We start from the raw sequence: 25,989 nt of genomic DNA on the forward strand, positions 1-25,989 counted from the left end.
TATTTTTTGCCTAAAAGCAACACAGCCGTTCTCTATTTCGGCGGCGCCAGCATGTCCGCGCGGGGACGGTCCCAGCCCGGCACATAGGCGGGGCATGGCCGGCTGCGGAACTGTTGCAATTCGACGGTCGTGAAATTGGGCTGCATGCCAGGATTGAAACGCACGTCCGTCAGCTTGTCCGCATTCAACCTGGGCATGCGCGCAAAGCGGAACCAGGCGTCGACATAGCAATTGTCTTCCTGCAAGGCACGCAAGGCGGCCAGGCTGCCCTCCGCACGGGCGGACACGGCGATGCCGGGCGCCAGTTGCTGCTCCTTCTTGCCCGTCTCGGCCAGCCCGGCCGGGCAGGCGGCGGGCGCCAGCGATGCGGGCAGCAGGCTCAGGGTGCCGCGCCGCAGGGTGTACACGTCCGTCTTGCTGTCGAGCGAGACATAGATCCAGCACAGCGGATTGCTGGGGAAGGCCGTCATCGACACGTCCCACACGCGCGTGCCGGGATCGAGCCGCTGCACGGCCGCCTCGATGCGCGTACGGCCGAGGGCCGACGCCACGCCCTGCGTACCGATGAAGGTGGCGGCCAGCGCGAAAGCCAGCAGCAATGGACCGCGTCCCCGTTCGCCGGCCCGTCCCTGCAGCACGGCCAGGATCACGCCCAGCCCCAGCAGCACGGCCAGCGAGGCGGGCGCCAGATAGGTTTTATAGGTGAAGAAACACAGGGCCGCCGCCAGCCCCGCCAGCAGCACGCTTTTGACGATGCCATAGCGCAAGGACATGATCACTGGCACGCCCAGCAGCACCCAGAACATCGGTTCGACAATGAAGACCATGTCGCCATACAGCCAGCGGCTGTCAAACGGATAGAACGGGTGCAAGCCATAGGAATTGAGGAAATCCATGCTCATGTGCAAGCAGAATCCCAGCAGCAGGCAAGCGGCCAGACCGATGCGGGCGGGCACGCTTTCCTTCAGCAGACGGCGCGCGCCCGGCCATAACAGCCACAGCAAGGCCAGCAAGAGCAGCGCCTGGGGCAAGGCCAGCAGCAAGGTGTGCGTGTGGCCACGGTGGTGCAGCATGTAGCCGAAGGGGCGTGGCAACAACTTGGTCAGCACCAGGTCGAGATCGGGCGCGTTGCTGGCAAACCATGCTGTAAAGAGAAACAGCGCACGCCGGGTGCGCTGTGCGGGGGCTTGCGGCTCGGGCGGCAGGCTGCGGTGTACCAGTTCGCCGACCCCGAGGCCGATGACCGAATGCGTAATATTATCCATCGGGCAATTTTACAGGATGCGGCCACCCCAAGAGCAAAGGCTGGGGTCGTACCCTCAGGTTACGACCCCGGATTCTGCCATTGGGTTTGTTCAATCAAGCGGCTACAGCGCCTGTAAATCTTCCCCGCGCATGCCCACCAGCAAGGCGCGGCCATCGGGCAGCACGCGGAACTCGCCATAGCGCGCCTTTTCCCAGCGCGCCGCTTCGCCTTCCTTGAAGAACCAGGCATCGCTGACCAGCACCCAGTTCCCATCCTTCGGCGTCAGCTCGAGCAGGAATTCGCCGGGTGCCAGCGCTTCTTTGGTGTACGGGCGCAGCAGTTCCGCCACGCCGCGCGCATCGCGCCTGGCCACGACAAACGGCCGGCCGGGCGCCCGCTCCACGCTGGCCAACGTGCTCAGCACGCCAAGGTTGACGAAATTGAGGCGCATGTAGTCGCCCTGCATCAGCGAGCGGGGATCGACGGGTTCCAGCGCCACGAAGATTGCTTCCCCCTTGGCAATCAGCTGCTCTTTTTGCCAGATGCCGCCATTGGCGACGAACAACACCAGCAGCAATCCGCCCAGCACGCCCAGGCGCAAGAAGCGGCGTTCGACCGCCACGCCCGCCGGTTTGCTTTCCACCAGGTGCAGCACGGCGCCGCGCGTGGCCAGCCACGACAGGGCGCACAGCACGGCGCCCGCTATCGCCAGCAGCGCCGCCTTGCTGGCCAGCGGCCAGGCCAGTTGGTAATAAAAGCTGCCGATGATCCACGCCGCCGCCAGCGCGGCTGCCACGGCCACGCGCGAACGCCCGCTCGTCACGCAATACGCAAGGATCAGCAGCACCGGACCCAGCGCCGGCATGAACCACGCCAGCACGATCAGCACCAGCGCCACGCCGATGGCGGGCAACTGGCGCAATGCGGGCCAGCGCCACCCCGTCCAGGCAGCGGCCGCCACGGCCAGCACGAGCGACACGCCATTCAAGGCCTGCGCATACCAGGCAATACCCTGATGCCGGGTCACTTCGCGCGCCACTTCGCCGGCAAAGCCACCGCCCAAGGCACCGCCCAGCATGAAGGTCATGCCCGACCAGAAGACCAGCCCCAGCAAGATCGCCAATACCCACCCCGTCGACAGCGATTCCAGGAAAGCGGCGACGGGCGCGCCGCGGCCATCATTGAACGCTTGCTTCTGCAGCCAGTGGGCGGCCAGCCACAGTGCCAGGGCCAGCATCCAGGCGAAATACAGTTGCGTGGGGTCGTTCTCGAAAATCCAGTCGCGCGTGCTATCGACGATGCCCAGCCCCAGCAAGCCGCAGGCGACCAGTCCCAGCAGCACGCGCAGCCAGTCGCGCGGCAAGGCGGCGGCCACCACCAGGCACGCCAGGCACAGCAGCAGCGACGCCGTCTGCGTGGAATAGTCGCGATACAGGGCATAGCCGAGCAAGCCGCCGCCCACGAGCAGACAGGGCACGGCCAGTTGCTCGACAAACAGCGCCACGCCGCGCGTGCGGATCAGCAGCACGGCCACCACCAGCACGATGGCGGCCACAACATACGCGCCGGGACCGTGGCGCACGATGCTTTCCAGGCCCACGCCCAGCGCAATCATCAGGGGAATGGCGGCCAGCCAGGCGCCGAAGGCCGTCATCAGCACCAGCGGCCACGGCCGAACATCCTGCACGGGGCGGGTGGCGTTGGGCGGCAGCAGGCCGGCGCGCGTGGCGTCGTCGATCAAGGTGGCGAGCGCATCGGTTCGTTGAGTATTGATATTGCTCATGCCGCCTCCCGGCGCGTGCGCCACAGTATGCCTTGCACGGTCAGCGCCAGCAGCACGGCGGCCAGCAAGCCCAGCACGGTCAGCGCGCCGACGCCGTCGCCATGGCCGTTGAACAGCACGTGCGTCAGGCCGCCCACCAGCAAGGTGTTGATACCGAGCGCCACGGCGCTCAGGCCGAACACGTCAAAGAACCGGCCCGTGGCCAGCAGGACGCCGGCGACGAGCAGCAAGCCCAGTCCGGCCCAGTACGGCGACTCGATCTCATTGCCGAACAGGGCGCTGACGGCCGTGCCCGTGATGAGGATGGTGGCCAGCACCAGGCCCAGGCGCAGGGCCCAGCTGCCCGCGCCCGTCCAGCGCGCCAGCAGGGGGGAGACAAACGCACAGGCAAGCAGCACGGCCAGCCAGCCGCTGAGGAAAATGCTCAGGTCGGACGAATCGATGCGCCAGCTATGGCGCACATGGGCCTGCATCCACAGCGTGACGGCCGTCGACAGTACCAGCATCCACGGCGTCCACAGCACATCGCTGCGCGCGACAAAACACAGGGGCAAGGCCAGCACGGCCCACAGGGCGAACAGCTGCCACGGATCGGCGCCCGTCTGGTAGGTCTGGCCGAAATACGCGAACAGGCCGCCGATGGCCAGCAAGGCCAGCAGCAACAAGGGAACGCGCGCCTTGGGCACGGCAAACGCGCCCAAGCAGGCGGCGGCAAACATGCCTTGCAGCAGGGCAAAGCGGCCCATGCGGCCGAAGTCTTCCCAATTGGCGGCCACCCAGCAGATCAGGCCCATGCCCAGCAAGGCGGCGCCCAGCACGGCCACGCCGCGCGGCAGCCAGTAGGCCAGGCGCGCCGGTTCGCGCTGGAAACCGGCCACTTCCTGCAACTGCCGGGTTTGTTGGGCATCGAGCGCATGGGCCGAGGCGAGTTGGTACACGGCGAGGCGTAAATCCATCGTCTGCTTTCTATTGATTTTTAGTATGGAAAGAAAGTGTCAGCGCTCGACGCTGACGCCGCGCCAGAAGGCGACGTGGCCAGCAATTTGCTTGGCGGCATCCTTGGGCTTGGGGTAATACCAGGCCGCGTTGGCATTGACCTGGCCGTCGACGACGAGGTCGTAATAGCTGGCCGTGCCCTTCCATGGGCAAACGCTCGTGTGGCTGCTGGGACGCAGGTAGTCCTGCGTCACCGCAGACAAAGGAAAATATATATTGTTTTCAACGACTTGCACCTGCGCATCGGTCGCTTGCGCGATGACGGCGCCATTCCAGCGGGCTGTTGGCATTTGGCTATCCTCCTTCACTGCGGAGTGTAGCCGAAATTAACCGTCATGGCGCGCGCCATTGGCGCCCGGTTCAAGCGCCGGCGATGATCTGGCGCAAGGCTTGCTCGAACACTTCAGGCGGCTGGCCGCCGGAAATCAAATGGCGCTCGTTGATGATGACGGCCGGCACCGAGTTGATGCCGTTCTGCTGATAGAACTGTTCCTGCGCGCGCACCTCGTCCGCATAGGCGCCGGATGCCAGGACGTCGGCCGCTTTCACGGTGTCAAGCCCCACCTTGCCGGCCACGGCCAGCAGCACCTCGTGCGAGGATGGGTCCTGCCCTTGCGTGAAATAGGCATCGAACAGCGCCATCTTGAGTTCCTTCTGCCGCCCTTCCAGAGCGGCCCAGTGCAACAGACGGTGGGCGTCAAACGTGTTGTAGATGCGGCCACGCTTGTCCATGGCGAAGGTAAAGCCCAGCTGTTCGCCACGCGCGCGGATCGCTTCGCGCGATTGCGCCATCTGTTCCGGAGTGGAACCGTATTTGCGGGCGATGTGTTCGCCGACATCCTCGCCTTCGGGCGGCATGTTGGCGTTCAGCTCGAAAGGCTGGAAGTGGATGTCGGCCTGGACGGTGTCTTGCAGCTTGTCCAGCGCCTGCTCCAGCGATTTCAGGCCGACCACGCACCAGGGGCAGGAAACGTCGGAAACGAAATCGATACGGACGGGAGTGGGAGTGGAAACAGTCATGGTGGGCAGCCTTTGCGCGAGTCGGTGGCGGCCGCACCGCGCGGCGCCGCAAGGTTGGGGTCAGACCCGGCGGGTCTGACCCCGGCATTTTACTTTTTCTTGACGGGCGCCTTGGCCGCATCCTTCTTGCCGCCGATCTTGCTTTCCTTGCCAGAGAGCAAATTCGCGATGTTCTGGCTGTGGCGGTAAGCGAGCAGCACGCTCATGACGATGACGGACAGCAAGATGGGATCGACGCCGAACAGCAAGCCATAGTAAAACGGCGCGAACAGGGCCGCCACCAGCGCTGCCAGCGAAGAATAGCGAAACGCGTAGGCGATGATCAGCCAGGTGGCCAAGGTCGCCAGGCCCAGCCATGGGTTGATGCCCAGCAGCACGCCGAGGGCCGTCGCCACGCCCTTGCCGCCGACGAAGCGGAAGAACACGGGCCACAGATGGCCGAGGAAGACGGCGATGGCCACCAGGGCCACGGCCGTGTCGCCCACGCCCAGCGCGCCGGCAAAATGGTCGGCCAGGAACACGGCCAGCCAGCCCTTGGCGCCATCGCCCAGCAGGGTCATGATGGCGGCGCCCTTGTTGCCGCTGCGCAGCACGTTGGTGGCGCCCGGATTTTTCGAGCCATAGGTGCGCGGATCGGCAATGCCGTAGACCTTGCTCATCACCACGGCAAACGATATCGAGCCGAGCAAGTAAGCGGCCACTGTCATTGCCACGGTTGTGATTACTGGATTCATTTCTTCCCTTTATTGTGTTTATTACACCAACATCGAGGCTGGCGCAGCAGAATATACACCAGCGCCCCGCCTACGGACAGGGCGGGGACTGGTTTTCTTAATCCTGCAAGGCGCACTGCACCGGCTTGGCTTGCAGCAAATCAACAAGCACCTGCGGCGCCAGCGAGACGAGGAAACCGCGCCGCCCGCCATTGATGTAGATGCGCGGCAAGTCCAGGATCGATTGCTCCACGTACACGGGCATGGCCTTCTTCGTACCGAACGGCGACGTGCCGCCGATCATGTAGCCAGAATGGCGCTGCGCCACGTCGGGCTTGCACGGCTCGACGGATTTGCAGCCGATGGAGCGCGCCAGGTTCTTGGTCGACACCTTGCAATCGCCATGCATGAGCACGATCATCGGCTTGGCCGCCTCGTCCTGCATCACCAGGGTCTTGATCACGTCGTGTTCGGGCACGCCAAGTTCGCGCGCCGACACGCTGGTGCCGCCGTGCTCTTCGTACGGATACGGGTGTTCTTCGAAGGAAACTTGATGCTTGCGCAGCAACTGCGTCGCCTGGGTTTCGGAAATATGCTCTTTTTTAGCCATGCGTGATACGCTGATCGTTCAGTGAGGAGTGCTAATTATGCAGGAAGAAATCCGCTTTGCCACATTCAATGTCTGCAACCTTGCCCCCGCCGGGGCGAAATTGTATGACAACCTGGAACCGTTGAGCCCGGCGCAATACGCAGCCAAGGCGGAGTGGACGGCGCGGCAGATCGACCTGCTCGACGCCGACGTGATCGGCTTCCAGGAAATTTTCTCGCAAGCGGCCCTGCGCGACGTGCTGTCGCGCACGCGCCATTACCGCGAAGCCGCCGTGGCCGGTTACGACGCGATGGATATTGCCGGACGCATGCTGCCCACGGTGGCGCTCGTGTCGCGCCTGCCGCTGGTGGGCGCCGGTGTGGCCTGGGCGGACTTTCCCGCCGGCGTGAGCGTCTCCGCCGAGGACAACGCCTGCCGCTTCGCCCGCGCGCCCCTGCACGTGCAGGTCATCTTGCCTGGCGGACAACTCACGGACGTGGTCGTCGTGCACTTGAAATCGCGCCGGCCCGACTACCGCCATGGCGATGGCAACGATGCGGCCGCCTACGCGCTGGCCAACCTGCGCTCGCTGCAGCGGCGCGGCGCGGAGGCCGTGGCCCTGCGCGTGCTGGCAAGCGAACTGGGCCGTAGCGGCCGTCCCCGCATCGTGCTGGGCGACTTCAACGACATCGCCAATGCCGTCACCACGGCCATCGTCATGGGCGCGGGCGCGCCGTGCGAACCGCATGGTGACATGCCGGAAATGCGCGCGCGCCTGTACGACGCCAACGCCATCCAGCTGCGCCAGGATGCCTTGCGCCACGTGGGCTACACGAATATCCACGACAGCGCCTACATGACGATCGACCACATCCTCGTGTCCGAACATTTTCATCCTGCCTCGCCGCGCGCCATCGGCGTGCTGCAGGAAGTGACGTATCTCAACGACCATTTGCTGCTGGGCTTGCCGCATGCCTCCGACCATGGCCAGGTGCTGGCGCGCATCAGGCTGCTGGGAAATGTCCACTAATTAACTAATGCAGCAACCTCGCCAGCGCGCTGCCCTCGACTTGCGCGCTGGCAAAGCGCCCCTGGTATTGCTGGCAGCCCTGCCCCCGCAGATACGCGAGTTGCTGCGCCGTTTCCACGCCTTCGGCGATCACCGTCAATTGCAGCTCGCGCGCCATGGCGATGATGGTGGCGGCGACGGCCGTGTCGGACTCGCCCGCCGCGCCGTCCGCGGCGGCGGGCAGGAACGACGGGTCGATCTTGAGTTTGTCCACCGGGTAATGGCGCAGATTGGCCAGCCGCGAATAGCCGGTGCCGAAATCGTCGATGGCCAGCCTGGCGCCCAGCGCACGCAGCTGCGCCAGCACGCCGGCCAGGCGCGCGCCGCCCTTCATCAGCAACGATTCCGTCACTTCCAGTTCCAGGCTGGCGGCAGGCAAACCGGACACAGCCAGCGCTTCTTGTACACTGAGCAATAAATTATTGTGCAGGCATTGCGCCGGCGACAGATTCACGGCTACGCGCCAGGCATGGCCCGCATCGTGCCAGGCGCGTGCGCGCAGGCAGGCGTGGCGCAGCACCCAGTTACCGATCGACACCATCAAGCCGCATTCCTCGGCCACGGCGATGAAGCGCTCGGGCGGCAGCACGCCCAATTGCGGGTGATGCCAGCGCAGCAGCGCTTCGGCGCCGAGGATCTGCCCGCTGGCAACATCGAGTGCGGGCTGGAACTCGAGCACGAATTCATCACGGCCCAAGGCTTCGCGCAAGCCCTGCTCCAGGCTGGCCCGCTCGACGATTTGCGCATTCATTTCGGCATTGAAAAACTGAAAATTGTTACGCCCGTTTTCCTTCGCGTGGTACATGGCGATGTCGGCGTTGTGCACGAGGGTATCGATGCCGTCGCCATCGCTGGGAAAGATGGCCACGCCGATCGACGTCGACACGTGCAGTTCATATTCGCCCAGCTGGTACACCTGCGTCACGGCATGCAGCAGGCTGGCCGCCACGTGGGCCACCTGGTCGATGCCGCCCACCTCGGCCAGGATAATGACAAACTCGTCGCCGCCATGCCGGCTGACCGTGTCGACGCCGCGCACGCAGCGCACGAGGCGCCGCGCCACTTCCTTGAGCAGCAAGTCACCCACGTGGTGGCCCATGCTGTCGTTGATGTGCTTGAAGTGGTCGAGGTCCAGGTACAGGATGGCCAGCATGCTCAGCTTGCGCCGCGCGGCCGCCAGCGCCAGCGACAGCCGGTCCAGCAGCAGCACCCGGTTCGGCAAATCGGTGAGGAAATCGTGCTCGGCCAGGTGGCGCGTGTGTTCCTCGTTTTTCTTGCGCTCGCTGATATCGCTGAGGATGGCCAGGTAATTGCTCAATTGGCCCTGCGGGTCGCGGATGGCCGTCAGCGACAGCCAGGCCGGGTAGCGCCCACCCGCCTTGCGCTGGCCCAGGATGTCGCCTTGCCAATAGCCGTTCGCCTCGACCTCATCCCACACGTGGTCGAAAAACGCGGGCGCGTCCGGCTCCACGCCGTGCAACACAAAAGGCTTGCCCAACATATCGTCCAGGCTGTCGCCGCTGATCTCGCTGTACGCGGGGTTCATGCTGACGACGCGCTGCTGCGGATCCATCACGACGATGGCTTCGCGCGCATGTTCGACCACCTGTGCCGACAGGTACAGGGCCCGCTCGGCCAGTTTGCGCGAAGAAATATCGCGGATCACGGCATAGAACAGATAGGTGTGGTCGAGCGTGACGGACGTGAGCAGCACTTCGCCCCAGAACAGCTCGCCGGTGCATGTCTGATAGCGCCAGTCGTAGCGGCAGTTGCCGTCGGCATGGGCTTGCGCCGCCAGCTGCGTGCCGCGCAACGAGGACAATGCGCCATCGGGCTGGCGCAAGGGCGAAAAGTCGCTGAGGCGGCGCCCCAGCAACCGTGGCCGGTCTTCGCATCGGAACAGGGCAATGGCGGCCGGATTCGCTTCGGCGATATGCTCGTCGCGCAGCAGCAGGATGGCGTCGGCCGATTTCTCGTACAACTGGCGGAAATTGTCGCCCATCAGCAACAAGGCGCCCTGCGCGGCGCCGTCGTGGCCACCGGCCGTGATGTCGACATCGACACAGACCACTTGCCGCACACGCCCGGATTGAATGACGGGAAACACGGTGGAACAGATGCAGCGCGGCGTGGCCCCGTCTGCAGCGAGCTTCCACAGGCGCGTACTGCGCGCCTTGCCGCTTTCCCACACGGCCGCCAGTTCGCCCGCCGCCGCCTCGGCCACGCTGGCGGCGCCGGGCAGCGCGGCGGCCACTGTGGCCCACGGCTGGCCCAGCGCCAATTCGGCCGCCACGCCATACAGGCGCGCCGCGCCAGCGCTCCAGTAGCGCACCATGCCGTCGCGGTCGATGCCGCGTACGGCCAGGCCGGGCGCCTGTTCGATCGCGGTAACAATGATCGACAGCAAATCGAGCGCCTTGCCGGCCGGCCCCGCCTGCGGTTCGGCCGCGGCCAGCAAACGGCCCGGCGACGGGGCGGCTCCGGCAATCCGATCAGACATCAGGCCCCCTGTGGCGCGGCCGCGCGGCAACCGGCGGGCGTATGGCCTGTCCGGTGGCGCAACCATCCCGACCATTCTTGCGCGCCGGCGAATCGGCTTCTTGAGGATGCGCAAGCATCGTGACGCGCATGGCGCGCATGCTGGCCGTGGTCTCCGGTCGCCGTTTTTTGCATTCCAGCCCCGATTTTGTGCAATCTGTCGCACAGCGATGGCGGCAAGCCTTGAATCTTCCTAAAGTGGCAACATGCGCATCGCCGTGAACGGCCGCAGCGGCAGGCGTGCTGTCTGCGGCCGCCACGGTGATGCGCTACCCGAATTCCCCCGGCCTGCCGCAGGCCGGCCGCACCGAGACCTGGCGCCGAACCCCTGCGCCGCTCCTGACTAAAAAACCTATGAAAAACGAGACCCTGCCCCCCGCCTCCCCCCTTGCCGCCACGCGCCGCCGGCGCTGGCGCACGCCCGTCTTGATCCTCGTCGTGCTGGGCCTGGCCGGCGGCGGCTGGACGGTGATGCAGTCGAAGCAGCAAGCCGCCAAGGCGGCCGAGCAGCAGGCGAGCAAGAAGAAGGAGCAGGAAAAGACGCCCGTGCATGAACTGGCGCAGGGCGACGTGGCCGCCATCGATGCGCGCGCCCTCAGTATCAGCCTGCCCCTGTCCGGCTCGCTGGCGCCCGTGACCCAGGCCACCATCAAGGCCAAGGTTTCCGGCGTGATCGAGGCAACGACCTTGCAGGAAGGCCAGCACGTGGCCAACGGGCAAATCCTCGTGCGCCTGGACGCGGCCGACCAGCGCGCCCGCCTGACGCAGCAGCAAGCCATGCTCGACGAAGCGCAGGCGCGCTTGTCGATGGCCAGCAAGAATGAAGCGAACAGCCAGGCGCTGCTCAAGCAAAAATACATCTCGCAGACGGCCTACGACACGACGCAAAATTCCGTCGACCTGGCGCGCGCCAACGTCAAGTCCGCCGCCGCCATGCTCGACATCGCCCGCATCGCGGTGGCCGACACGGTGATCCGCGCACCGATGGCCGGCATCATCAGCAAGCGCCACCTGCAGGCCGGCGAAAAAGTCTCGCCCGACATGCCCGTCTACACCATCGTCAATTTGGCGCAGCTGACCCTGGAAGCGCCCGTGCCCAGCGCGGAAATCCCCCGCATCAAGCTGGGCCAGGATGTGCACTTCAAGGTCGACGGCTTCGGCGCGCGCGACTTCGCCGGCAAGGTCACGCGCATCAACCCCACCACCGAGAGCGGCTCGCGCGCCATGCTCGTCTACATCGCCGTCGACAATGGCGATGGCGCGCTGCGCGGCGGCATGTTCGCCAAGGGCAGCATCGTCACCGAACGCTCAATCGTGGCGCCGCTGGTGCCCCTGACGGCCGTGCGCAATGAAAAGCAGGGCCCCGTCGTGTATGCGCTGGTGAACAACAAGGTCGTCGCCCAGCCCGTCACTCTGGGCTTGCGCAACGAGGATGAAGGCTATGCGGAAGTGACGTCGGGCCTGGTGCCGGGCGCGAAAGTCATCGTCGCCAAACTCGATGGCGTCAAGCCGGGCCACAGCGTGACCTTCGCCGCACAGCCAGGCGCGCCCGCCGCGCCGGCAGCCGTGCTGGCACGGAAGGATTAAGCCATGTGGATGACCAAAGTCAGTATTCAAAACCCCGTCTTCGCCACCATGGTCATGGTGGCGCTGGTGGTGCTGGGCATCTTCTCCTACCGTGGCCTGGGCGTGGAAAGCATGCCCAGCGTGCAGTTCCCGTTCGCCGCCATTGAAGTGAACTACCCGGGCGCCTCGCCCGAAGCCGTGGAAAACGACATCACGCGCCCCATCGAGGACGCCGTCAACACCGTCAGCGGCATCAAGACCATCCGCGCCAACTCGTGGGAAGGACGCGCCGGCGTCTACCTGGAATTCGAGCTGTCGACGAATATGGACAAGGCCATGCAGGACTTGCGCGACAAGGTGGCCCTGGTGCGTCCGCGCTTCCCGAAAGAAGCCAAGGACCCGTTCATCGCCCGCGCCGAAGGCGACAACGAACGCCCCATCGCCACCATCGTATTGACATCGACCGGACATGACCTGCGCTCGCTGTCGACCATGACGGAGCAAATCATCAGTAAGCGTTTCCAGGGCGTGGCCGGCGTGGGACAAGTCAAGCTGCGCGGCCTGCGCGCGCGCCAGATCCTCATCAGCATGAAGCCGATCGAACTCAATGCCCAGGGCATCGGCGTCGATGAAGTGATCCGCGCCATCCAGGCCACGAATACGAATTTGCCGGCCGGCTCCATCAGCCATGGCGCGGCCGAGCAATTGGTGCGCGTGGAAGGCAAGATCAAGGATGCGCGCGAATTCGGCAAGATCATCGTTGCGCGCCGCGCCGTCGGCCCCGTCTACCTGGACCAGGTAGCCACCGTCGTCGATGGCGAGCAGGAAGAACTGTCGATCTCGCGCATGAACGGCCAGCAGGCAGTGACCATGGAAATCACCAAGGTGCAGGACGCCAACGTGGTGGAAGTAGGCACCGGCATCCTGAAAGTGGCGGCCGACCTGCAAAAGACCTTGCCGCCCGATATCACCCTGCGCGTGCTGGACGACGAATCGGAACGCGTGCAAAGCCAGCTCAATAACGTCAAGCGCACCATCATCGAAGGCGCCGTGCTGACCATGGTGATCGTCTTCCTGTTCCTGCACTCGTGGCGCTCGACCATCATCACGGGCTTGACCCTGCCGATTTCCGTGCTGGCCAGCTTCATCGCCATGAAGGCTTTCGGTTTTACCCTGAACTTTTTGACGCTGATGGCGCTGTCCCTGTGCATCGGCCTGTTGATCGATGACGCCATCGTCGTGCGCGAAAACATCGTGCGCCACCTGGGCATGGGCAAGAACCACTACAAGGCGGCCAACGACGGCACCAATGAAATCGGCCTGGCCGTGATGGCCACTACGTTCGCCATCGTCGCCGTATTCGTGCCCGTCGCCTTCATGGACGGCATCATCGGCCGCTTCTTCCTGCAGTTCGGCATCACCGTGGCGGTCGCCGTGCTCGTGTCGCTGTTCGTCAGCTTCACGCTCGATCCCATGCTGTCGTCCGTCTGGCGCGACCCCGTCAAGGACCGCTTCAAGTACGTGCCGTGGCTGGGCCGCTTCATGGCGTGGATCGAGACGGGCATCGACCGCCTGCACGTCTGGTACGGCAAGGTGCTGGCCCTGGCCCTGCGCTGGCGCAAGACGACCCTGGCCACGGCCGTGGCCCTGTTCGCGGGCAGCCTGATGCTCGTGCCCATGATCGGCGGCGAGATGTTCCCCGAGACGGACCAGGGCTGGGTCAACCTGCGCTTCAAGACGCCCGTCGGCTCCAGCCTCGAATACACGGATAGCAAAGTGCGCCAGATCGAAACGGCCCTGAAGGAATTCCCCGAGATCGACAGCCTGGTGGCCAATATCGGCACGCCCGATGGCCGCAACGCGGCCGAGGTGAACCTGAAACTGACGGACATCAAGACGCACAAGCGCCGCTCGCAGCAGGAACTGGAAAAGCTGATCCGCGAACGCCTGGCGCCGATTGCCGGCATCACCCTGTCCGTCGGCCAGCGTCCCATCTTCATCGCCATCCTCGGCACGGACGAAGGCAAGCTCGATGCGGTGGCGCACACGCTGATGGACAAGATGCGCAACATCAAGGGCCTGGCCGACATGGAATACAGCCAGGAAGGCGCCAATCCGTCGACCACCGTGAAGATCAATAACGAACTGGCCAGCGACCTGGGATTGTCGGTGCAGCAGATCGGCAATGCCCTGCGCCCGTTTGTCGCCGGCGACACGGTCAGCCACTGGCTGGCATCCGACGGGCAGAACTACGACGTCAACGTGCAGCTGCCCAAGTCGGGCCGGCAAAAGGTGGCCGACCTGGCCGACCTGTCGCTGGCGTCCAGCAAGCTTGACGCGAACGGCAAGCCCGTCATGATTCCGCTGCGCCAGGTGGTCGACTTCGTGCCGTCATCGAGCCCGCAAGTGCTCAAACGCCAGGCCTTGCAGCGCCGCGTCGCCATCTATGCGGGCGTGCAGGGCCGCCCTGCCGGCGACGTCGACGCCGACGTGCAAAAGGCCATCAAGTCCATCGATCTGCCGCCGGGCGTGCGCTTCGACGTGGCCGGCAATGCGCAGCAGATGGCCGAAACCATGGGCGGCGCCATGATGGCGCTGGGGATCGCCGTGATCTTCATCTACCTGGTGCTGGCCTCGCAGTTCGGCAGCTTCTTGCAGCCGATCGCCATCATGGTGTCCCTGCCGCTCTCCTTGATCGGTGTGCTGGCCGCGCTGCTGATCACGGGCAGTACCTTGAACATCTTCTCCGTGATCGGTTTCATCATGCTCATGGGCCTCGTCACCAAGAATGCGATTTTGCTGGTCGACTTCACCAACCAGCGCCAGCGCGAAGGCCTGGGGCAGTTCGAGGCGCTGATGGAAGCGGGGCAAGTGCGGCTGCGTCCCATCCTGATGACGACCCTGGCGATGGTCTTCGGCATGCTGCCGATGGCCATCGGCATGGGCGACGGCGGCGAATCGCAGGCGCCGATGGGCCGCGCCGTCATCGGCGGCGTGATCACCTCGACCTTGCTGACCCTGGTGGTGGTGCCCGTCGCCTACACCTACCTCGATAGCCTGGGCAAGCGCGCCGCGCGCTTCTTTGGCGGCGGCGAGCATGCCCACGCCGATGCCGACGACGCCAAGGCACACGCCCACTGATCCACCGGTCGCCTTCACCGTCCCCGCATTGGCGGGGACGACGCGGCGGCTTCCTGAAGAGAGCTTCAGTTGACCAAAGCAGCCCCACTGGCTAGACTGTCCCCGTTATCAATGATATGGAGTGACTCGTGGGTGCTTGTTCCAGTGACAGTAGTCGATTGACCATCGGCGATCGGCCTTAGGCAAGACGCGCGCATTCCGCCCGCCTTGCCCTCGGCAAGGTGCGGCTTTACCAGCGGCAGTACTCTCTCGCCGCCACTTCCCCCCTCATCGTTCCACCGTTGTCGTCTGCTGCCCCAATCCGGGCGGATAGTCTTCGCCTTATGCACTCGCCTGTTCCTCCCCAGCCGGGAGAAATAATGGTGGTATTTGACTTTGCGCTGCGCGTTGCCGCGGCATTGACCCTGGGCGCCATGATCGGCGCCGAACGCCAGCTGCGCCAGCGCATGGCGGGCCTGCGCACGAACGCGCTGGTGTCCGTCGGCGCCTCGCTGTTCGTGATGGTTTCCGTGCTCGAAGGCGATGCCTCTGGCCACATGCGCATCGCCGCGCAGGTGGTGTCGGGCATCGGCTTTCTGGGCGCCGGCGTCATCATGCGCGAAGGCATGACGGTGCGAGGCTTGAACACGGCCGCCACCCTGTGGTGCTCGGCCGCCATCGGCATCCTGTGCGGCCTGGGCTTCGCCCTGGAAGCGGCGATCGGCACGGGCTTCGTGCTGATCGCCAACCTCGTGCTGCGCCATCTGGCCCAGCGCATCAACGCGCACGGCAGCGAAGCGGGCATCGAGACGGAAAGCATCTACCGCGTGACGGCCGTATGCGAGGCGGAGCAGGAAGTCCAGGTGCGCAAGCTGATGCTGCGCTTGATCAGCGGTATGCCGGCCCTGATGCTGCAATCCTTGCACAGCGAGGATGCCGCGCACGCGGGACGCATCGAAGTGCGGGCCGACTTGCTCACGCCCCTGTCCAGCCTGGGATTGCTGGAGCAGATCGTCAGCCAGGTGAGCCTGGAAGGCAGCGTCTCGGCCGTGCGGTGGGCGCTCGTCAACAACGCGGAATTTGTCGCAGAACGGGGAGTGTGATGATGAAAAAATTCTTACATTGGTTTGCCCGGCGCGGTCCCGTCGTGGCCACCTACCGCCTGACCGTCACCTGCCCTGCGGCGCAGGCCGACCACGTCGTGCGCCTGCTGCTGGCCGAACTGAAAGGCGCGGGCCTGGCCCCGTCGCAAATGCTGCGCAGCTGGGACGAAGCGCGGCAAGTGGTGCAGCTGATCGCCACGGTGCTGTGCCAGGCCGTGCAGCGCGTCGTGCTTGTGCGCTTCGTCAACCGCGCCGGCGCCTGGCCGCAAGTGCGGCAAGTGCGCTGGGAAGGTGTCGCGTCCTCAATCTGACGCCGGCAGGCGCATGAGGAACAGCGCGCCGCCTTGCGGGCGGTTCTGCGCCTCGATGCTGCCGCCGTACGCGTGCACGATGGCTTGCGACAGGGCCAGGCCCAGGCCGAAACCGGGCGCCTCGCCCGCGCGCGCCTGGGCGCCACGGTAAAAACGCTCGAACAGATGCGGCAAGTCTTCCACGCCGATGCCCGGCCCCGCGTCCGCCACGCCGACGACTGCATGCGCGCCATCGCGCGCCACGTGCACGGCGATGACGCTGTCGGGCGGCGAAAACTTCACGGCGTTATCGAGCAGGTTGGCCAGCACCAGGTCCACGGGACCGGCCGCCACCCGCGCCTGCACGGCCACACTGTCATCGAAGACGATGCGGATGCCGCGCTGCGCCGCCGCCTTTTCCAGGCGCTGCGCGGCCGCCCGCACGAGGGGATTGAGCGCGATGGTTTCCACGGCATTGCGTTCCTGGCCCACGTCCAGGCGCGTGAGCATCAACAACTCTTCCACCAGGGTCGTCAGGCGCTGCACTTCATCGAGGCAGGACGCCAGCGCATCGACATACTCGGGCGCTTCGCGCGGGCGGCGCAGGGTGATTTCGATTTCCGTGCGCAGGCGCGACAGGGGTGAACGCAATTCGTGCGAGGCGTCGGCCGTGAAGCGGCGCTGCGCATCGTAGCCGTGTTCCAGGCGATCCAGCATGGCGTTCAGGGTGTCGACCAGGCGGCCGATTTCATCGTGCGTGCCGGGATGGGGCAGGCGCTGGTGCAGGCTGGCTTCGCCGATCGAATGGGCCTGGTCCACCACGTCATCGATGGCGCCCAGCACGCGGCGAGTGAGCATTTCGCCGGCCAATCCAACGGCCGCCAGCAAGGCCAGCGCCATGGCGCCAAACAGCACGGTGGCCGCGGCCAGCACGTGGTTGGTGTCGTCGAGCGAACCGGCCACCTGCACCGCCAGGCGCGCGCCGGACGAGGGCACGGGAATCGACACCATGCGCAGCGGCTCTTCGCCAAACTTGGGCAGGGTCTCGAAGACGGTCTCGCCGGCCGCCAAGCGCGTGAGCAGGGCGGCAGGCGCGGGCAGCTGCGCCGCCTCCAGGTTGCGGCTGCGGGCCAGCACGCGGCCTTCGCCATCGATGATCTGCACCAGGCGATCCAGGCGCGTCAACGACGGCGGCGCCAGCCCCGGCGCCACCTCGTGCACTTGCACGGGCTGGCGCGGCGCGGCCGGCAGCATGGCCATTTCCGTTTCGCCCAGCGCCAGCAGGGCCGCATCAAGCTGGCCGTGCACGGCGCGCGACAGGCCCCAGTAGCCGGCCAGCGCCGTGCAGGCGACGATGGCGAGGATGACGGCCAGGTGCACCAGCAACAGGCGTTTGCGAAAGCTAGCCACCGTTGTTTTCCGCCAGACGGAAACCGCGGCCGCGCACCGTGTGGATCAAGGGCGGCGAGCCCGGCGCATCGACCTTGCCCCGCAGGTTGCGCACGTGGACGTCGATCAGGTTATCAATGCCGATCAGGTCCGCCTGCCAGATCTGTTCGGCCAGGCGCGCGCGGCTGACCACCTCGCCCGCCTGGCGCAGCAGGATCAACAGAATCGCGTACTCCTTGGGTGTCAGCACCAGCGGCATGCCGGCCCGCGTGGCCTGGTGGCTGACGGGATCGAGCGTCAAATCGGCCAGCGCCAGCACCAGCGGGCGGCTGATGTCGGAGCGGCGCAGCAAGGCGCGGATGCGCGCCAGCAGTTCCTCGAATTCGAACGGCTTTGTGAGGTAATCGTCGGCGCCCGTGTTCAGGCCCGCCACGCGGTCGGCCGTGGCGTCGCGCGCCGTGAGCATCAGCACGGGCGTCTGGATGCCGCGCGCGCGCAAGTCGCGGCAAAAATCGATGCCCTGCTTGCCCGGCAACATCCAGTCCAGCACGATGGCGTCATAGTCGACGGCGTAGCTTTCATCCTCGCCCTCTTCCGCGCTGTGCGCCACGTCGACAACAAAGCCTTCTTCCTGCAAGCCGCGGGCCAGCAGGCGCGCCGCCTTGCGGTCGTCTTCCACCAGGAGGATTCTCATGCCTGCCTTTCGCGTCGCGCCTTGTTTTCCATGCTGGCATTTTACCGCGCCGCAGCGTGCGCACACGGAACATGAAGAATGATTCAGGCGTTCTTGGGCGCTTCTTCAGGAGCACATTGCTATGCTTTCCCGGCGCTGTACTGATACTGCCCGCGCCCCTCTGACCGCCCGCCTGGGCACGGCATCCACGCATGCCCCATCACCATCAATAACAAGGAAACACGGGATGAACACGACCACCCGCAACGCCCTGGGCGCCAGCTGCGCCCTCGCTCTCGCCTGCTCGGCCCTGGCCGGCTGCGCCAAGCCGACACCGGCGGCCACGCCGCCCGCCCAATCGATACACCTGGATGACGGCAGCATCGCCGTCGACAAGATGTCGCCGCTGCGCCAGCGCCTGCAGATCGCGCCCGTACAGGAACAGGAGATCGCCACGCAAACGGAGGCGCCCGGCAGCATCGAGGCCATGCCGGAAAAACTGGTGAAAATCACGCCGCCGCTGGCAGGCCGAATCACGCGCTTGCAGCGCGCGCTGGGCGACAGCGTGAAGGCGGGAGACCCGCTGTTCACGCTCGATTCGGCGGAACTGAGCGCCGCCTACGCGGACGACAGCAAGGCGCGCTCCGCCCTGCTGCAGGCGCGCCAGGAACTCGAGCGTCAGAAAACGCTGTTCGAAGCGGAAATCGCCGCGCGCAAGGAGTACGAAGCGGCCCAGGCGGCCTACGACCAGGCCGGCAGCGACGCCCGGGCCAGCGCCGACAAGCTGACCCAGTACGGCGCCGGCGCGCGCGGCACACGCCACGCCCGACGCGATTACGTGCTGCGTTCACCGATCGCCGGCACCGTGATCGCCATGGAAGGCGCCCAGGGCGGCTACTGGAACGATATCAACGCACCCGTCATGACGGTGGCAGACCTGTCCACCGTGTGGCTGTCGGCCAGCGTGGCCGAGCGGGACCTGGCTCAGGTGGCCGTGGGACAAACGGCCAGCATCACCGTCGACGCCTGGCCCGGCAAGGCTTTCGAGGGCAAGGTCGCCTATGTCGGCGCCGTGCTCGATCCCGAGACGCGCACGGTGAAGGTGCGCGTGGCCATCGACAACCGCGCCGGCGCCTTCAAGCCGGGCATGTTCGCCCACGCGGGATTCGCCGGCGCCAGCCGCCGCGCCCTGCTCGTGCCCGCGTCCGCCGTGCTGCAAAGCGGACCATCGACGCGCGTGATGGTCGAGCGCAGCCCGCTGGTATTCACGCCGCGCACGGTGCAGGTGGGCGCCAACCATGGAGACCAGGTGGAAATCGTCTCGGGCTTGCGCGCGGGTGAACGCATCGTCGTCAAGGAAGGAGTGCTGCTCAATGATTGACCGTTTCATCGCCACCTGCTGCCAGCGGCGCGGCATCGTCTGGCTCGTGCTGCTGTTCGTCGCCGCCTACGGCGTCTATTGCTGGAAGCAGCTGCCCATCGAAGCCTATCCCGACATCGCCGACGTCAGCTCGCAAATCGTCACGCAGGTGCCGGGGCTGGGCGCCGAGGAAATCGAGCAGCAGATCACGATTCCATTGGAACGGGCCCTGCTCGGTACGCCCGGCATGCACGTGCTGCGCACGCGCAGCCTGTTCGCGCTGTCCTTGATCACGGTCGTGTTCGAGGATGGCAGCGACGGCTACTTCACGCGCGAGCGGCTGCAGGAACGCCTGGCCAGCGTGAACCTGCCCTACGATGCCAAGCCGGGGCTCGATCCCTATACCTCGCCCACGGGCGAGATCTACCGCTATACGCTGGAATCGACAACACGGTCTTTACGCGAACTGTCCGAGCTGCAGTTCTGGACCGTGATCCCGCGCCTGCAGCAGGTGCGCGGCGTGGCGGACGTCAGCAATTTCGGCGGCCTGACAACGCAGTTCATGCTGGAACTCGATCCCGCAAAGCTGGACAGCTACGGCTTCTCGCTGGCGCAGGTCAAGGACGCCATCAATGCCAACAACATCAGCGGCGGCGGCAGCGTGATCGACCGCGGCCAGCAATCGTACGTGGTGCGCGGCGTGGGCTTGCTGCATTCGCTCGACGACATGGGCAACGTCGTCGTCAGCAGCAAGGATGGCGTGCCCGTGCTGGTGAAGGACCTGGGCAAGCTCGCTTACGGCAACGTGGAGCGGCGCGGCATCCTCGGCAAGGACAGCAACCCCGACACCATCGAAGGCATCACCCTGCTGCTCAAGGATTTCAATCCGTCCGAAGCGCTGGCCGGCATCCATGCGGCCGTGGACGACTTGAACGCCCACGTGCTGCCGAAGGACGTCAAGATCGTGCCCTACCTGGACCGCAGCTCGCTGATCGACGCCACCCTGCACACGGTGGGATTTACCCTCGGTGAAGGCATGCTGCTCGTCGCCCTCGTGCTGCTGCTGTACCTGGGCAGCCCGCGCGCGGCCGCCATCGTCGCGCTGACGATCCCGCTGGCCCTGCTGATCGCCTTCATCTTCATGCACCATTTTAGGATTCCCGCCAATTTGCTGTCCTTGGGGGCGATCGACTTCGGCATCCTCGTCGATGGTTCCGTGGTGGTGCTGGAAAACATGCTGCGCCGCCGCGAACGGGAACAGGAACGGCCCCTCAGCCTGCAGGACGCCATCGACGCGACCCTGCAGGTGGCGCGCCCCATCATGTTCGGCATGGCCGTCATCATCGCCGCCTATCTGCCCCTGTTCGCTTTCCAGCGCATCGAATACAAGCTGTTCTCACCCATGGCGTATGCGGTGGGCGCCGCGCTCGTGGGCGCGCTCGTGGTGGCGCTGGTGCTGATCCCGGGCCTGGCCTGGCTGGCCTTGCGCAAGCCGCGCCGCACCTTCCACAACCGCGCGCTGGACACGCTGGCGGGCGCGTATGGCCGCTTCCTCGAGCGCATGGTGGGCAGCAAGCGCTGGGTGGCAATGGTGTGCGCAGGATCGCTCGCAGCGCTTGCCATCCTGGGCGGCAGCATCGGGCGCGACTTTTTACCGTACCTCGATGAGGGCTCCTTGTGGCTGCAGGTGCAGATGCCACCCGGGATCACCTTGGATAAGGCGTCCGAAATGGCCAGCGAACTGCGGCGCGCCGCGCTGGAATTCCCGGAAGTGTCGACCATCGTCACGCAGACGGGGCGCAACGACGACGGCACCGATTACTGGACGCCGTCGCACATCGAAGCGAGCGTGGGGCTGCATCCGTACAAAAGCTGGAAATCGGGCATGAGCAAGCAGCAGCTGATCGCGAAAATGAATGCACGCTTCGCCCGCATGCCTGGCATCACCGTGGCCTTCATGCAGCCGATGATCGATGGCGTGCAGGATAAATTGTCGGGCGCGCACAGCGACCTGACGGTGAAAATCTTCGGCAACGATCTCGATGAAGTGCGCGCCATCGCCGGCAAGGTGGCCAATGTTTTGAAAACCGTCCACGGCGCCTCCGACGTGGCCGTGGACGTGGAGCCGCCCTTGCCCAACCTGAAGGTGGAACTGGACCGCGCCAAGGCGGCCCGCTACGGCATCAACGCGGCCGACGTGGCCGACCTGATTGCCACCGGCATCGGCGGCGCGCCCATCGGCCAGGTGTATGTGGGCGAGAAAAGCTACGACATCGCCGTGCGCTTTCCGCCCGCCACGCGCTCCAGCCCGGACGCCATCGCCAGCTTGAAGCTCACGGCCGCCAACGGCGCGAAGGTCCCGCTGGCGCAGGTGGCCACCATCAGCACCACCTCGGGCGAGAGCGTGATCGTGCGCGAGATGGGGCGGCGCCACATCATCGTGCGCCTCAACGCCCGCGGGCGCGACCTGGCCGGCTTCCTGGCCGAGGCGCGCCCGCTGGTGGCGCAAACCGTAGCAGGCGAGCACCAGCGCATCAGCGTCGAATGGGGCGGCCAGTTCGAAAACCTGCAGCGCGCGCAAAGCCGTTTGGCGCTGATCCTGCCGATGACCCTGGGCGCCATGTTCCTGCTGCTGTTTGGCCAGTTCCGCAACCTGCGCCAGCCCGCGCTGGTCTTGCTGGCCGTGCCGCTGGCCATGCTGGGCGGCCTGGCCGCGCTGCATTTGCGCGGCATGACCTTGAATGTATCGAGCGCCGTCGGCTTCATCGCCCTGTTCGGCGTGGCCGTCCTGAATGCCGTGCTGATGCTGGCGCAGATCAACCGCTTGCGCAGTGAGGAGGGCAAGAGCTTGCGCGACGCCGTGCTCGAAGGCACGCGCGACCGCATGCGCCCCGTGCTGATGACGGCCACCGTGGCCGCCCTGGGCCTGACGCCGGCCATGCTGGCGACGGGCCTGGGCAGCGACGTGCAGCGCCCGCTGGCGACCGTCGTCGTGGGCGGCCTGGTGACGGCGACGGCACTGACCTTGTTGCTGTTGCCGGCCCTGTATTACCTGATCGAGGCGCACCTGCAAAAACGCCAGACGCATACCGAAGGAGAGACCCATGACACGTTTTAATGTATTGCTGGCGGCCTGGCTGATCGCGCCCTTCGCCAGCGCCGCTCCGTTGACTTTCGAGACCTATCTGTGCGCCGTGGAAAGCCACAGCCTGGAGCTGCGGGCGCAGCAGGAAGGCATCGTCTCGGCCAAGGCCGGCATCGGCATCGCCGGCCTGCGTCCCGACCCGGAGTTCACTCTGGGTGCCACGCGCGAAACCGTGCGCAGCGCCGAGCACCGTCCCGTCACGTGGAACCCGGCCATCAGCATGGCCATCGAGACGGGCGGCAAGCGCGCCGCGCGCTTGAAGGCCGCGCACAGCAGTGTCGCGCTGGCCGAGGAAACGGTGGCCGGCTTCAAGAGCGAGCTGTATGGCACGGCCGCCGCCGCGTTCACGGAAGCGTGCCGCACGCGCGACGTCGCAGCGCGCAAGGAGCAGACCATGGCGGCCCTGTCAAAAGTGGTCGAGGCGAACGCCGTGCGGCGCAAGGCGGGCGACGTGGGCGGCATCGAGCTGCTGCAGTCGCGCGTGGAACGCGACCAGTTCCAGGCCGAGCTGGCGCAGGCGCGCAGCGAGGCGGACAGCGCCATGTTGAATTTGTCGCCGCCCTTGGGGCGCCAGTTCGATGCGCTGTTTCCGGACGCGCAGCTGGCCTGCGACTTCGCCGCGCATGCCGACAAGGATGCAAAGGTGCTGGTGCCGCAGGCGCTCGAGGCCCGCAGCGACGTGCGCATCGCCCGCGCCACCGTCGACAATCTGCGCGACGGCGCGGCCCTCGTGCGCGCCAACCGCGCCGTCGATCCGACCGTCACCGTGGGCCTGGCCGCCGCGCGCGGCTACCATGACGGCATCGATGGCAGCGGCAATCCCGTCGAAGGCGCGGCCCGCTCGCGCGCCCTGTCCATCTCGCTGGCCATTCCCATCCCCCTGTCGCGGCGCGACACGGGCGATATCGTGCAGGCGGAAGCAAGTGTCACGCAGGCGATGCTGGCCTTGCGCCAGGCGGAACTGACGGCGGAAACGCAGGTGCGCACGGCGCAGCGGCAATTGCGTTCGGCGCAGGACAGGCTGGCGCGCTACCGCGACGGCGTGCTGGTCGATGCGCAAAAGGTGGTCGATGGCATGCGCCTGTCTTACGTCAAAGGCAATGCGTCGCTGCTGGAATGGCTGGCGGCGCAGCGTTCGGCCGATGAGGCCTACCAGGGCTATGTGCAGGCGCGCGCCGATGCGGCCATCGCCAGCACGCAGCTGCAACTGGCGATCGGCCAGCGGCCGAGCTTGTAGCGGGGAGAAAGTAGAACGAGGAGATACCGGCGCGGCAATGGTGCCGCACCGGTCGTCAAGCATGGGGAATTACTGGGGCTGGGCAGGCGCGTCGGTAGCGTCGTCCGCATCGTCCGCTTCGGGCTCTTCACCCTCGGCACCCTCTTCGCCATCGGCCGGCTTCGGATTGTTCTTCGCTTCCAGCTTGCGCCTGGCTTTTTCCTCGGCTTTCTTCTTCTTTTCCAGCTCTTTTTGCCGTTTTTCGTATTGGAAATTTGTCTTGGCCATTTACTACCTCTTTAGTTTTTAGATGTTACAGATAAGCATATAAGGCACATTATGACGTAGTTGGAGCAAACACCAAATGTTTAGCCGCGCGGATGATGCTGCGCATGCAGCAGTTTCAGCCGTTCGCGGGCCACATGCGTGTAAATCTGCGTGGTGGAAATATCGGAGTGTCCCAGTAACAATTGCACAACACGCAAGTCCGCGCCATGGTTGAGCAAATGGGTGGCGAACGCGTGGCGCAGGGTGTGCGGCGACAGCGGCGCCGTGATGCCGGCGCTCAGCGCATGTTTCTTGATGATGACCCAGAACATTTGCCGCGTCATGGCGCCCCCGCGCCGCGTGACGAACAGCGCGTCGTCCATTTGCCCGTCGAGAATGATGCCGCGCGCCTCCTTCAGGTAGCGCTCGATCCACAGCCGCGCCTGTTCACCGAACGGCACCAGCCGCGTCTTGCTGCCCTTGCCCGTGATGCGCAGCACGCCATCGTTGAGGCTCAGTTCCACGGATTTCAAGTCCACCAGTTCCGACACGCGCAAGCCGCTCGCATACATGAGTTCGAGCATGGTGCGTTCGCGCAGGCCCAGCGGCGTGCTCACGTCGGGCGCCGCCAGCAGCGCTTCCACCTGCGCTTCGCTCAGAGTATGCACGAAGCGCGCGGGCTGCTTGGCCGAGACCATCTTCAGGCACGGGTCCGCGGCGATATGCTTGTGCCGCAGGGCCAGCTGGTAAAACCGCTTGAGCACGGACAGGCGCCGGTTCGACGACGTCGCCTTGCTCTCGCCGTGACGGGCCGCGAAATACGCTTCGATGTCGGCCGTGGAGACTTCGTACAGGCCCTCGCGCCCGGGCCGCGCCACTTCCAGCCAGCGCGCAAACAGCCGCATGTCGCGCCGGTAGGCGTCCAGCGAGTTTTTCGACAGGCCGTCTTCCAGCCACAGGCTGTCGCAGAATTCATCGATCAGGGTAGCGTTGTCGGGCGCCAGCAGGCTGTTCATCATAGGTAAGCCGCCACGCCTTCGTGCGCCAGCAGCCAGCGCTTGACGCCCAGGTGGAAACCCGTCGCATCGTCGTGGTGGGCAAAGCCGCCCAGGCCGCCAGCGGCCGTGACCCGGTGGCAAGGGATCACCACGGGAAACCAGTTGGCGCCGCAAGCCTGGCCCACGGCGCGCGGCGCCGAGCCGATCAGGCGCGCCACGTCGCCATACGTGCGCACCTGGCCGCGCGCAATGCCGCTGATCGCCGTCCACACCCGTTGCTGATAGGCGCTGCCCGAAGCGGCCAGCGGCAGGTCGAAGACGTAATCGGGATCGCGGAAATAGCGCGCCAGTTGCTGGCAGGCCCGCTCGGAGACGGCATCCTGCGCGTCTTTCTCGGCAAAGTGCGGCGGCAGGTAGACCAGTTCGCATATCTGGCCATCCTGCGCGCGCACGCCCATGGCGCCGAATGGCGCGGCCACGATGGCGCTGAACAGTTCACTGCCCTGTTGTTTTTTCATCTGCTGATCATTATTCAAGTGTGGCATATATGCAACCTGCCGGCGCGGGAAGCGGCGCCACGGGAATTATGCACCGACTTTGGGCGTGCCGGCGGACGTTTCCTGCGCACGAAAAAAAAGCGCACCAGTCGGTGCGCTTCAAATATTGCTTCACGTTCCCGGTCATTTGGGTCCGCCGGTGCCGGCTTGTGGCCGCAGACAGCTATGACTCAACAACTTCTGTGAAACGTGTGTCTCCTCAATATATCCCCGGTATCAATACCGTTTTTATAGACCACTCCCCCACTAACCTTGTTGCCAATTCTGTATTTCAGCCTTGCTACCGGGGCGCATATGCATATACGTGTTTCCCCTTAAGGCTGCCCATCATAGCGCATTTATTCGGCCGTA

At 65.6% G+C, this 25,989-nt stretch carries 21 protein-coding genes; 8 read left to right on the top strand and 13 right to left on the bottom strand.

All coding sequences use genetic code 11. The features are described 5' to 3' along the window. Positions 1-32: 32 nt before the first annotated feature. The 7 genes from V3C40_RS07340 to ybaK all read right to left on the bottom strand — a co-directional run bounded on the left by V3C40_RS07340 (position 33) and on the right by ybaK (position 6,368). Complete coding sequence (locus tag V3C40_RS07340) at positions 33-1,265, bottom strand: metal-dependent hydrolase (protein WP_331777037.1); 1,233 nt, start codon at positions 1,263-1,265, stop codon at positions 33-35. Between the two features lie 102 nt (positions 1,266-1,367). Beyond that, positions 1,368-3,029 (bottom strand): GDYXXLXY domain-containing protein, encoded by a 1,662-nt coding sequence (locus V3C40_RS07345; RefSeq protein WP_219327860.1) that lies wholly within the window; start codon positions 3,027-3,029, stop codon positions 1,368-1,370. After that, positions 3,026-3,985 (bottom strand): DUF2157 domain-containing protein, encoded by a 960-nt coding sequence (locus V3C40_RS07350; protein ID WP_331777038.1) that lies wholly within the window; start codon positions 3,983-3,985, stop codon positions 3,026-3,028. The genes V3C40_RS07345 and V3C40_RS07350 overlap by 4 nt, the downstream gene beginning before the upstream one ends. A gap of 39 nt (positions 3,986-4,024) precedes the next feature. Then, positions 4,025-4,315 carry a DUF427 domain-containing protein gene (locus tag V3C40_RS07355; RefSeq protein WP_034746917.1) on the bottom strand — a complete coding sequence of 97 codons (291 nt, stop codon included), beginning with the start codon at positions 4,313-4,315 and terminating at the stop codon, positions 4,025-4,027. Positions 4,316-4,385: 70 nt separating this feature from the next. Beyond that, positions 4,386-5,045 carry a DsbA family oxidoreductase gene (locus tag V3C40_RS07360; RefSeq protein ID WP_034746914.1) on the bottom strand — a complete coding sequence of 220 codons (660 nt, stop codon included), beginning with the start codon at positions 5,043-5,045 and terminating at the stop codon, positions 4,386-4,388. Between the two features lie 89 nt (positions 5,046-5,134). Next, positions 5,135-5,779 carry a glycerol-3-phosphate 1-O-acyltransferase PlsY gene (plsY, locus tag V3C40_RS07365; protein ID WP_235194155.1) on the bottom strand — a complete coding sequence of 215 codons (645 nt, stop codon included), beginning with the start codon at positions 5,777-5,779 and terminating at the stop codon, positions 5,135-5,137. Between the two features lie 97 nt (positions 5,780-5,876). Further along, positions 5,877-6,368 (bottom strand): Cys-tRNA(Pro) deacylase, encoded by a 492-nt coding sequence (gene ybaK / locus V3C40_RS07370; protein ID WP_034746908.1) that lies wholly within the window; start codon positions 6,366-6,368, stop codon positions 5,877-5,879. 37 nt (positions 6,369-6,405) lie between these two features. Here ybaK and V3C40_RS07375 point away from each other — a divergent pair, with 37 nt between their 5' ends. Then, entirely contained in the window at positions 6,406-7,377 is a 972-nt protein-coding gene (locus V3C40_RS07375; RefSeq protein WP_319990768.1) for an endonuclease/exonuclease/phosphatase family protein, read from the top strand. 4 nt (positions 7,378-7,381) lie between these two features. On the opposite strand, the gene V3C40_RS07380 is transcribed toward V3C40_RS07375, so the two are convergent. After that, positions 7,382-9,916 (bottom strand): sensor domain-containing protein, encoded by a 2,535-nt coding sequence (locus tag V3C40_RS07380; RefSeq protein WP_331777039.1) that lies wholly within the window; start codon positions 9,914-9,916, stop codon positions 7,382-7,384. A gap of 392 nt (positions 9,917-10,308) precedes the next feature. Between V3C40_RS07380 and V3C40_RS07385 the strand changes: the two genes are divergently transcribed. The 4 genes from V3C40_RS07385 to V3C40_RS07400 all read left to right on the top strand — a co-directional run bounded on the left by V3C40_RS07385 (position 10,309) and on the right by V3C40_RS07400 (position 16,054). Continuing rightward, entirely contained in the window at positions 10,309-11,541 is a 1,233-nt protein-coding gene (locus V3C40_RS07385) for an efflux RND transporter periplasmic adaptor subunit (protein WP_331777040.1), read from the top strand. Positions 11,542-11,544: 3 nt separating this feature from the next. Beyond that, entirely contained in the window at positions 11,545-14,661 is a 3,117-nt protein-coding gene (locus tag V3C40_RS07390; protein WP_331777041.1) for an efflux RND transporter permease subunit, read from the top strand. A 362-nt stretch (positions 14,662-15,023) separates the two neighbouring features. After that, positions 15,024-15,743, top strand: a complete 720-nt coding sequence (locus tag V3C40_RS07395; RefSeq protein WP_205412515.1) for an MgtC/SapB family protein — start codon at positions 15,024-15,026, stop codon at positions 15,741-15,743. 2 nt (positions 15,744-15,745) lie between these two features. Further along, positions 15,746-16,054: a hypothetical protein gene (locus V3C40_RS07400; protein WP_331777042.1), complete on the top strand. Its 309-nt coding sequence runs from the start codon at positions 15,746-15,748 to the stop codon at positions 16,052-16,054. On the opposite strand, the gene V3C40_RS07405 is transcribed toward V3C40_RS07400, so the two are convergent. Next, positions 16,046-17,443, bottom strand: a complete 1,398-nt coding sequence (locus V3C40_RS07405) for a sensor histidine kinase (protein WP_331777043.1) — start codon at positions 17,441-17,443, stop codon at positions 16,046-16,048. The two genes, V3C40_RS07400 and V3C40_RS07405, sit on opposite strands and share 9 nt — an antisense overlap. Beyond that, the gene (locus V3C40_RS07410; RefSeq protein WP_331777044.1) at positions 17,436-18,116 is read right to left on the bottom strand and encodes a response regulator transcription factor; all 681 of its coding nucleotides are present in this window, start codon (positions 18,114-18,116) and stop codon (positions 17,436-17,438) included. The genes V3C40_RS07405 and V3C40_RS07410 overlap by 8 nt, the downstream gene beginning before the upstream one ends. 226 nt (positions 18,117-18,342) lie before the next feature. Between V3C40_RS07410 and V3C40_RS07415 the strand changes: the two genes are divergently transcribed. The 3 genes from V3C40_RS07415 to V3C40_RS07425 are packed head-to-tail and all read left to right on the top strand — an operon-like array spanning position 18,343 to position 23,837. Beyond that, positions 18,343-19,476: an efflux RND transporter periplasmic adaptor subunit gene (locus V3C40_RS07415; protein WP_331777045.1), complete on the top strand. Its 1,134-nt coding sequence runs from the start codon at positions 18,343-18,345 to the stop codon at positions 19,474-19,476. After that, entirely contained in the window at positions 19,469-22,573 is a 3,105-nt protein-coding gene (locus V3C40_RS07420; protein WP_331777046.1) for an efflux RND transporter permease subunit, read from the top strand. The genes V3C40_RS07415 and V3C40_RS07420 overlap by 8 nt, the downstream gene beginning before the upstream one ends. Then, positions 22,560-23,837, top strand: a complete 1,278-nt coding sequence (locus tag V3C40_RS07425) for a TolC family protein (RefSeq protein WP_331777047.1) — start codon at positions 22,560-22,562, stop codon at positions 23,835-23,837. The genes V3C40_RS07420 and V3C40_RS07425 overlap by 14 nt, the downstream gene beginning before the upstream one ends. A 69-nt stretch (positions 23,838-23,906) precedes the next feature. Here the strand turns inward: V3C40_RS07425 and V3C40_RS07430 are convergent, their stop codons facing one another. The 3 genes from V3C40_RS07430 to V3C40_RS07440 all read right to left on the bottom strand — a co-directional run bounded on the left by V3C40_RS07430 (position 23,907) and on the right by V3C40_RS07440 (position 25,599). Beyond that, complete coding sequence (locus tag V3C40_RS07430) at positions 23,907-24,104, bottom strand: hypothetical protein (RefSeq protein ID WP_034746874.1); 198 nt, start codon at positions 24,102-24,104, stop codon at positions 23,907-23,909. Positions 24,105-24,184: 80 nt separating this feature from the next. Beyond that, positions 24,185-25,102, bottom strand: a complete 918-nt coding sequence (xerD, locus tag V3C40_RS07435; RefSeq protein WP_442907232.1) for a site-specific tyrosine recombinase XerD — start codon at positions 25,100-25,102, stop codon at positions 24,185-24,187. Further along, complete coding sequence (locus V3C40_RS07440; protein ID WP_331777048.1) at positions 25,099-25,599, bottom strand: methylated-DNA--[protein]-cysteine S-methyltransferase; 501 nt, start codon at positions 25,597-25,599, stop codon at positions 25,099-25,101. Before V3C40_RS07440 ends, xerD begins: the two co-directional genes overlap by 4 nt. Between the last annotated feature and the right edge of the window lie 390 nt (positions 25,600-25,989).

Origin of the sequence: Janthinobacterium sp. LS2A, from assembly GCF_036543145.1 — a bacterium.
In the GTDB taxonomy this organism is placed as follows: domain Bacteria; phylum Pseudomonadota; class Gammaproteobacteria; order Burkholderiales; family Burkholderiaceae_D; genus Janthinobacterium; species Janthinobacterium aestuarii.

Bases quoted from the DNA above. Each gene is read 5' to 3' on its own strand.
- V3C40_RS07400 (WP_331777042.1), top strand. From the start codon at position 15,746: ATGAAAAAATTCTTACATTGGTTTGCCCGGCGCGGTCCCGTCGTGGCC.
- V3C40_RS07410 (WP_331777044.1), bottom strand. From the start codon at position 18,116: ATGAGAATCCTCCTGGTGGAAGACGACCGCAAGGCGGCGCGCCTGCTG.
- V3C40_RS07355 (WP_034746917.1), bottom strand. From the start codon at position 4,315: ATGCCAACAGCCCGCTGGAATGGCGCCGTCATCGCGCAAGCGACCGAT.
- V3C40_RS07430 (WP_034746874.1), bottom strand. From the start codon at position 24,104: ATGGCCAAGACAAATTTCCAATACGAAAAACGGCAAAAAGAGCTGGAA.
- ybaK (WP_034746908.1), bottom strand. From the start codon at position 6,368: ATGGCTAAAAAAGAGCATATTTCCGAAACCCAGGCGACGCAGTTGCTG.
- V3C40_RS07350 (WP_331777038.1), bottom strand. From the start codon at position 3,985: ATGGATTTACGCCTCGCCGTGTACCAACTCGCCTCGGCCCATGCGCTC.
- V3C40_RS07390 (WP_331777041.1), top strand. From the start codon at position 11,545: ATGTGGATGACCAAAGTCAGTATTCAAAACCCCGTCTTCGCCACCATG.
- V3C40_RS07420 (WP_331777046.1), top strand. From the start codon at position 19,469: ATGATTGACCGTTTCATCGCCACCTGCTGCCAGCGGCGCGGCATCGTC.
- V3C40_RS07345 (WP_219327860.1), bottom strand. From the start codon at position 3,029: ATGAGCAATATCAATACTCAACGAACCGATGCGCTCGCCACCTTGATC.
- V3C40_RS07360 (WP_034746914.1), bottom strand. From the start codon at position 5,045: ATGACTGTTTCCACTCCCACTCCCGTCCGTATCGATTTCGTTTCCGAC.
- V3C40_RS07415 (WP_331777045.1), top strand. From the start codon at position 18,343: ATGAACACGACCACCCGCAACGCCCTGGGCGCCAGCTGCGCCCTCGCT.
- V3C40_RS07380 (WP_331777039.1), bottom strand. From the start codon at position 9,916: ATGTCTGATCGGATTGCCGGAGCCGCCCCGTCGCCGGGCCGTTTGCTG.
- V3C40_RS07425 (WP_331777047.1), top strand. From the start codon at position 22,560: ATGACACGTTTTAATGTATTGCTGGCGGCCTGGCTGATCGCGCCCTTC.
- V3C40_RS07340 (WP_331777037.1), bottom strand. From the start codon at position 1,265: ATGGATAATATTACGCATTCGGTCATCGGCCTCGGGGTCGGCGAACTG.
- xerD (WP_442907232.1), bottom strand. From the start codon at position 25,102: ATGATGAACAGCCTGCTGGCGCCCGACAACGCTACCCTGATCGATGAA.
- V3C40_RS07385 (WP_331777040.1), top strand. From the start codon at position 10,309: ATGAAAAACGAGACCCTGCCCCCCGCCTCCCCCCTTGCCGCCACGCGC.
- plsY (WP_235194155.1), bottom strand. From the start codon at position 5,779: ATGAATCCAGTAATCACAACCGTGGCAATGACAGTGGCCGCTTACTTG.
- V3C40_RS07375 (WP_319990768.1), top strand. From the start codon at position 6,406: ATGCAGGAAGAAATCCGCTTTGCCACATTCAATGTCTGCAACCTTGCC.
- V3C40_RS07440 (WP_331777048.1), bottom strand. From the start codon at position 25,599: ATGAAAAAACAACAGGGCAGTGAACTGTTCAGCGCCATCGTGGCCGCG.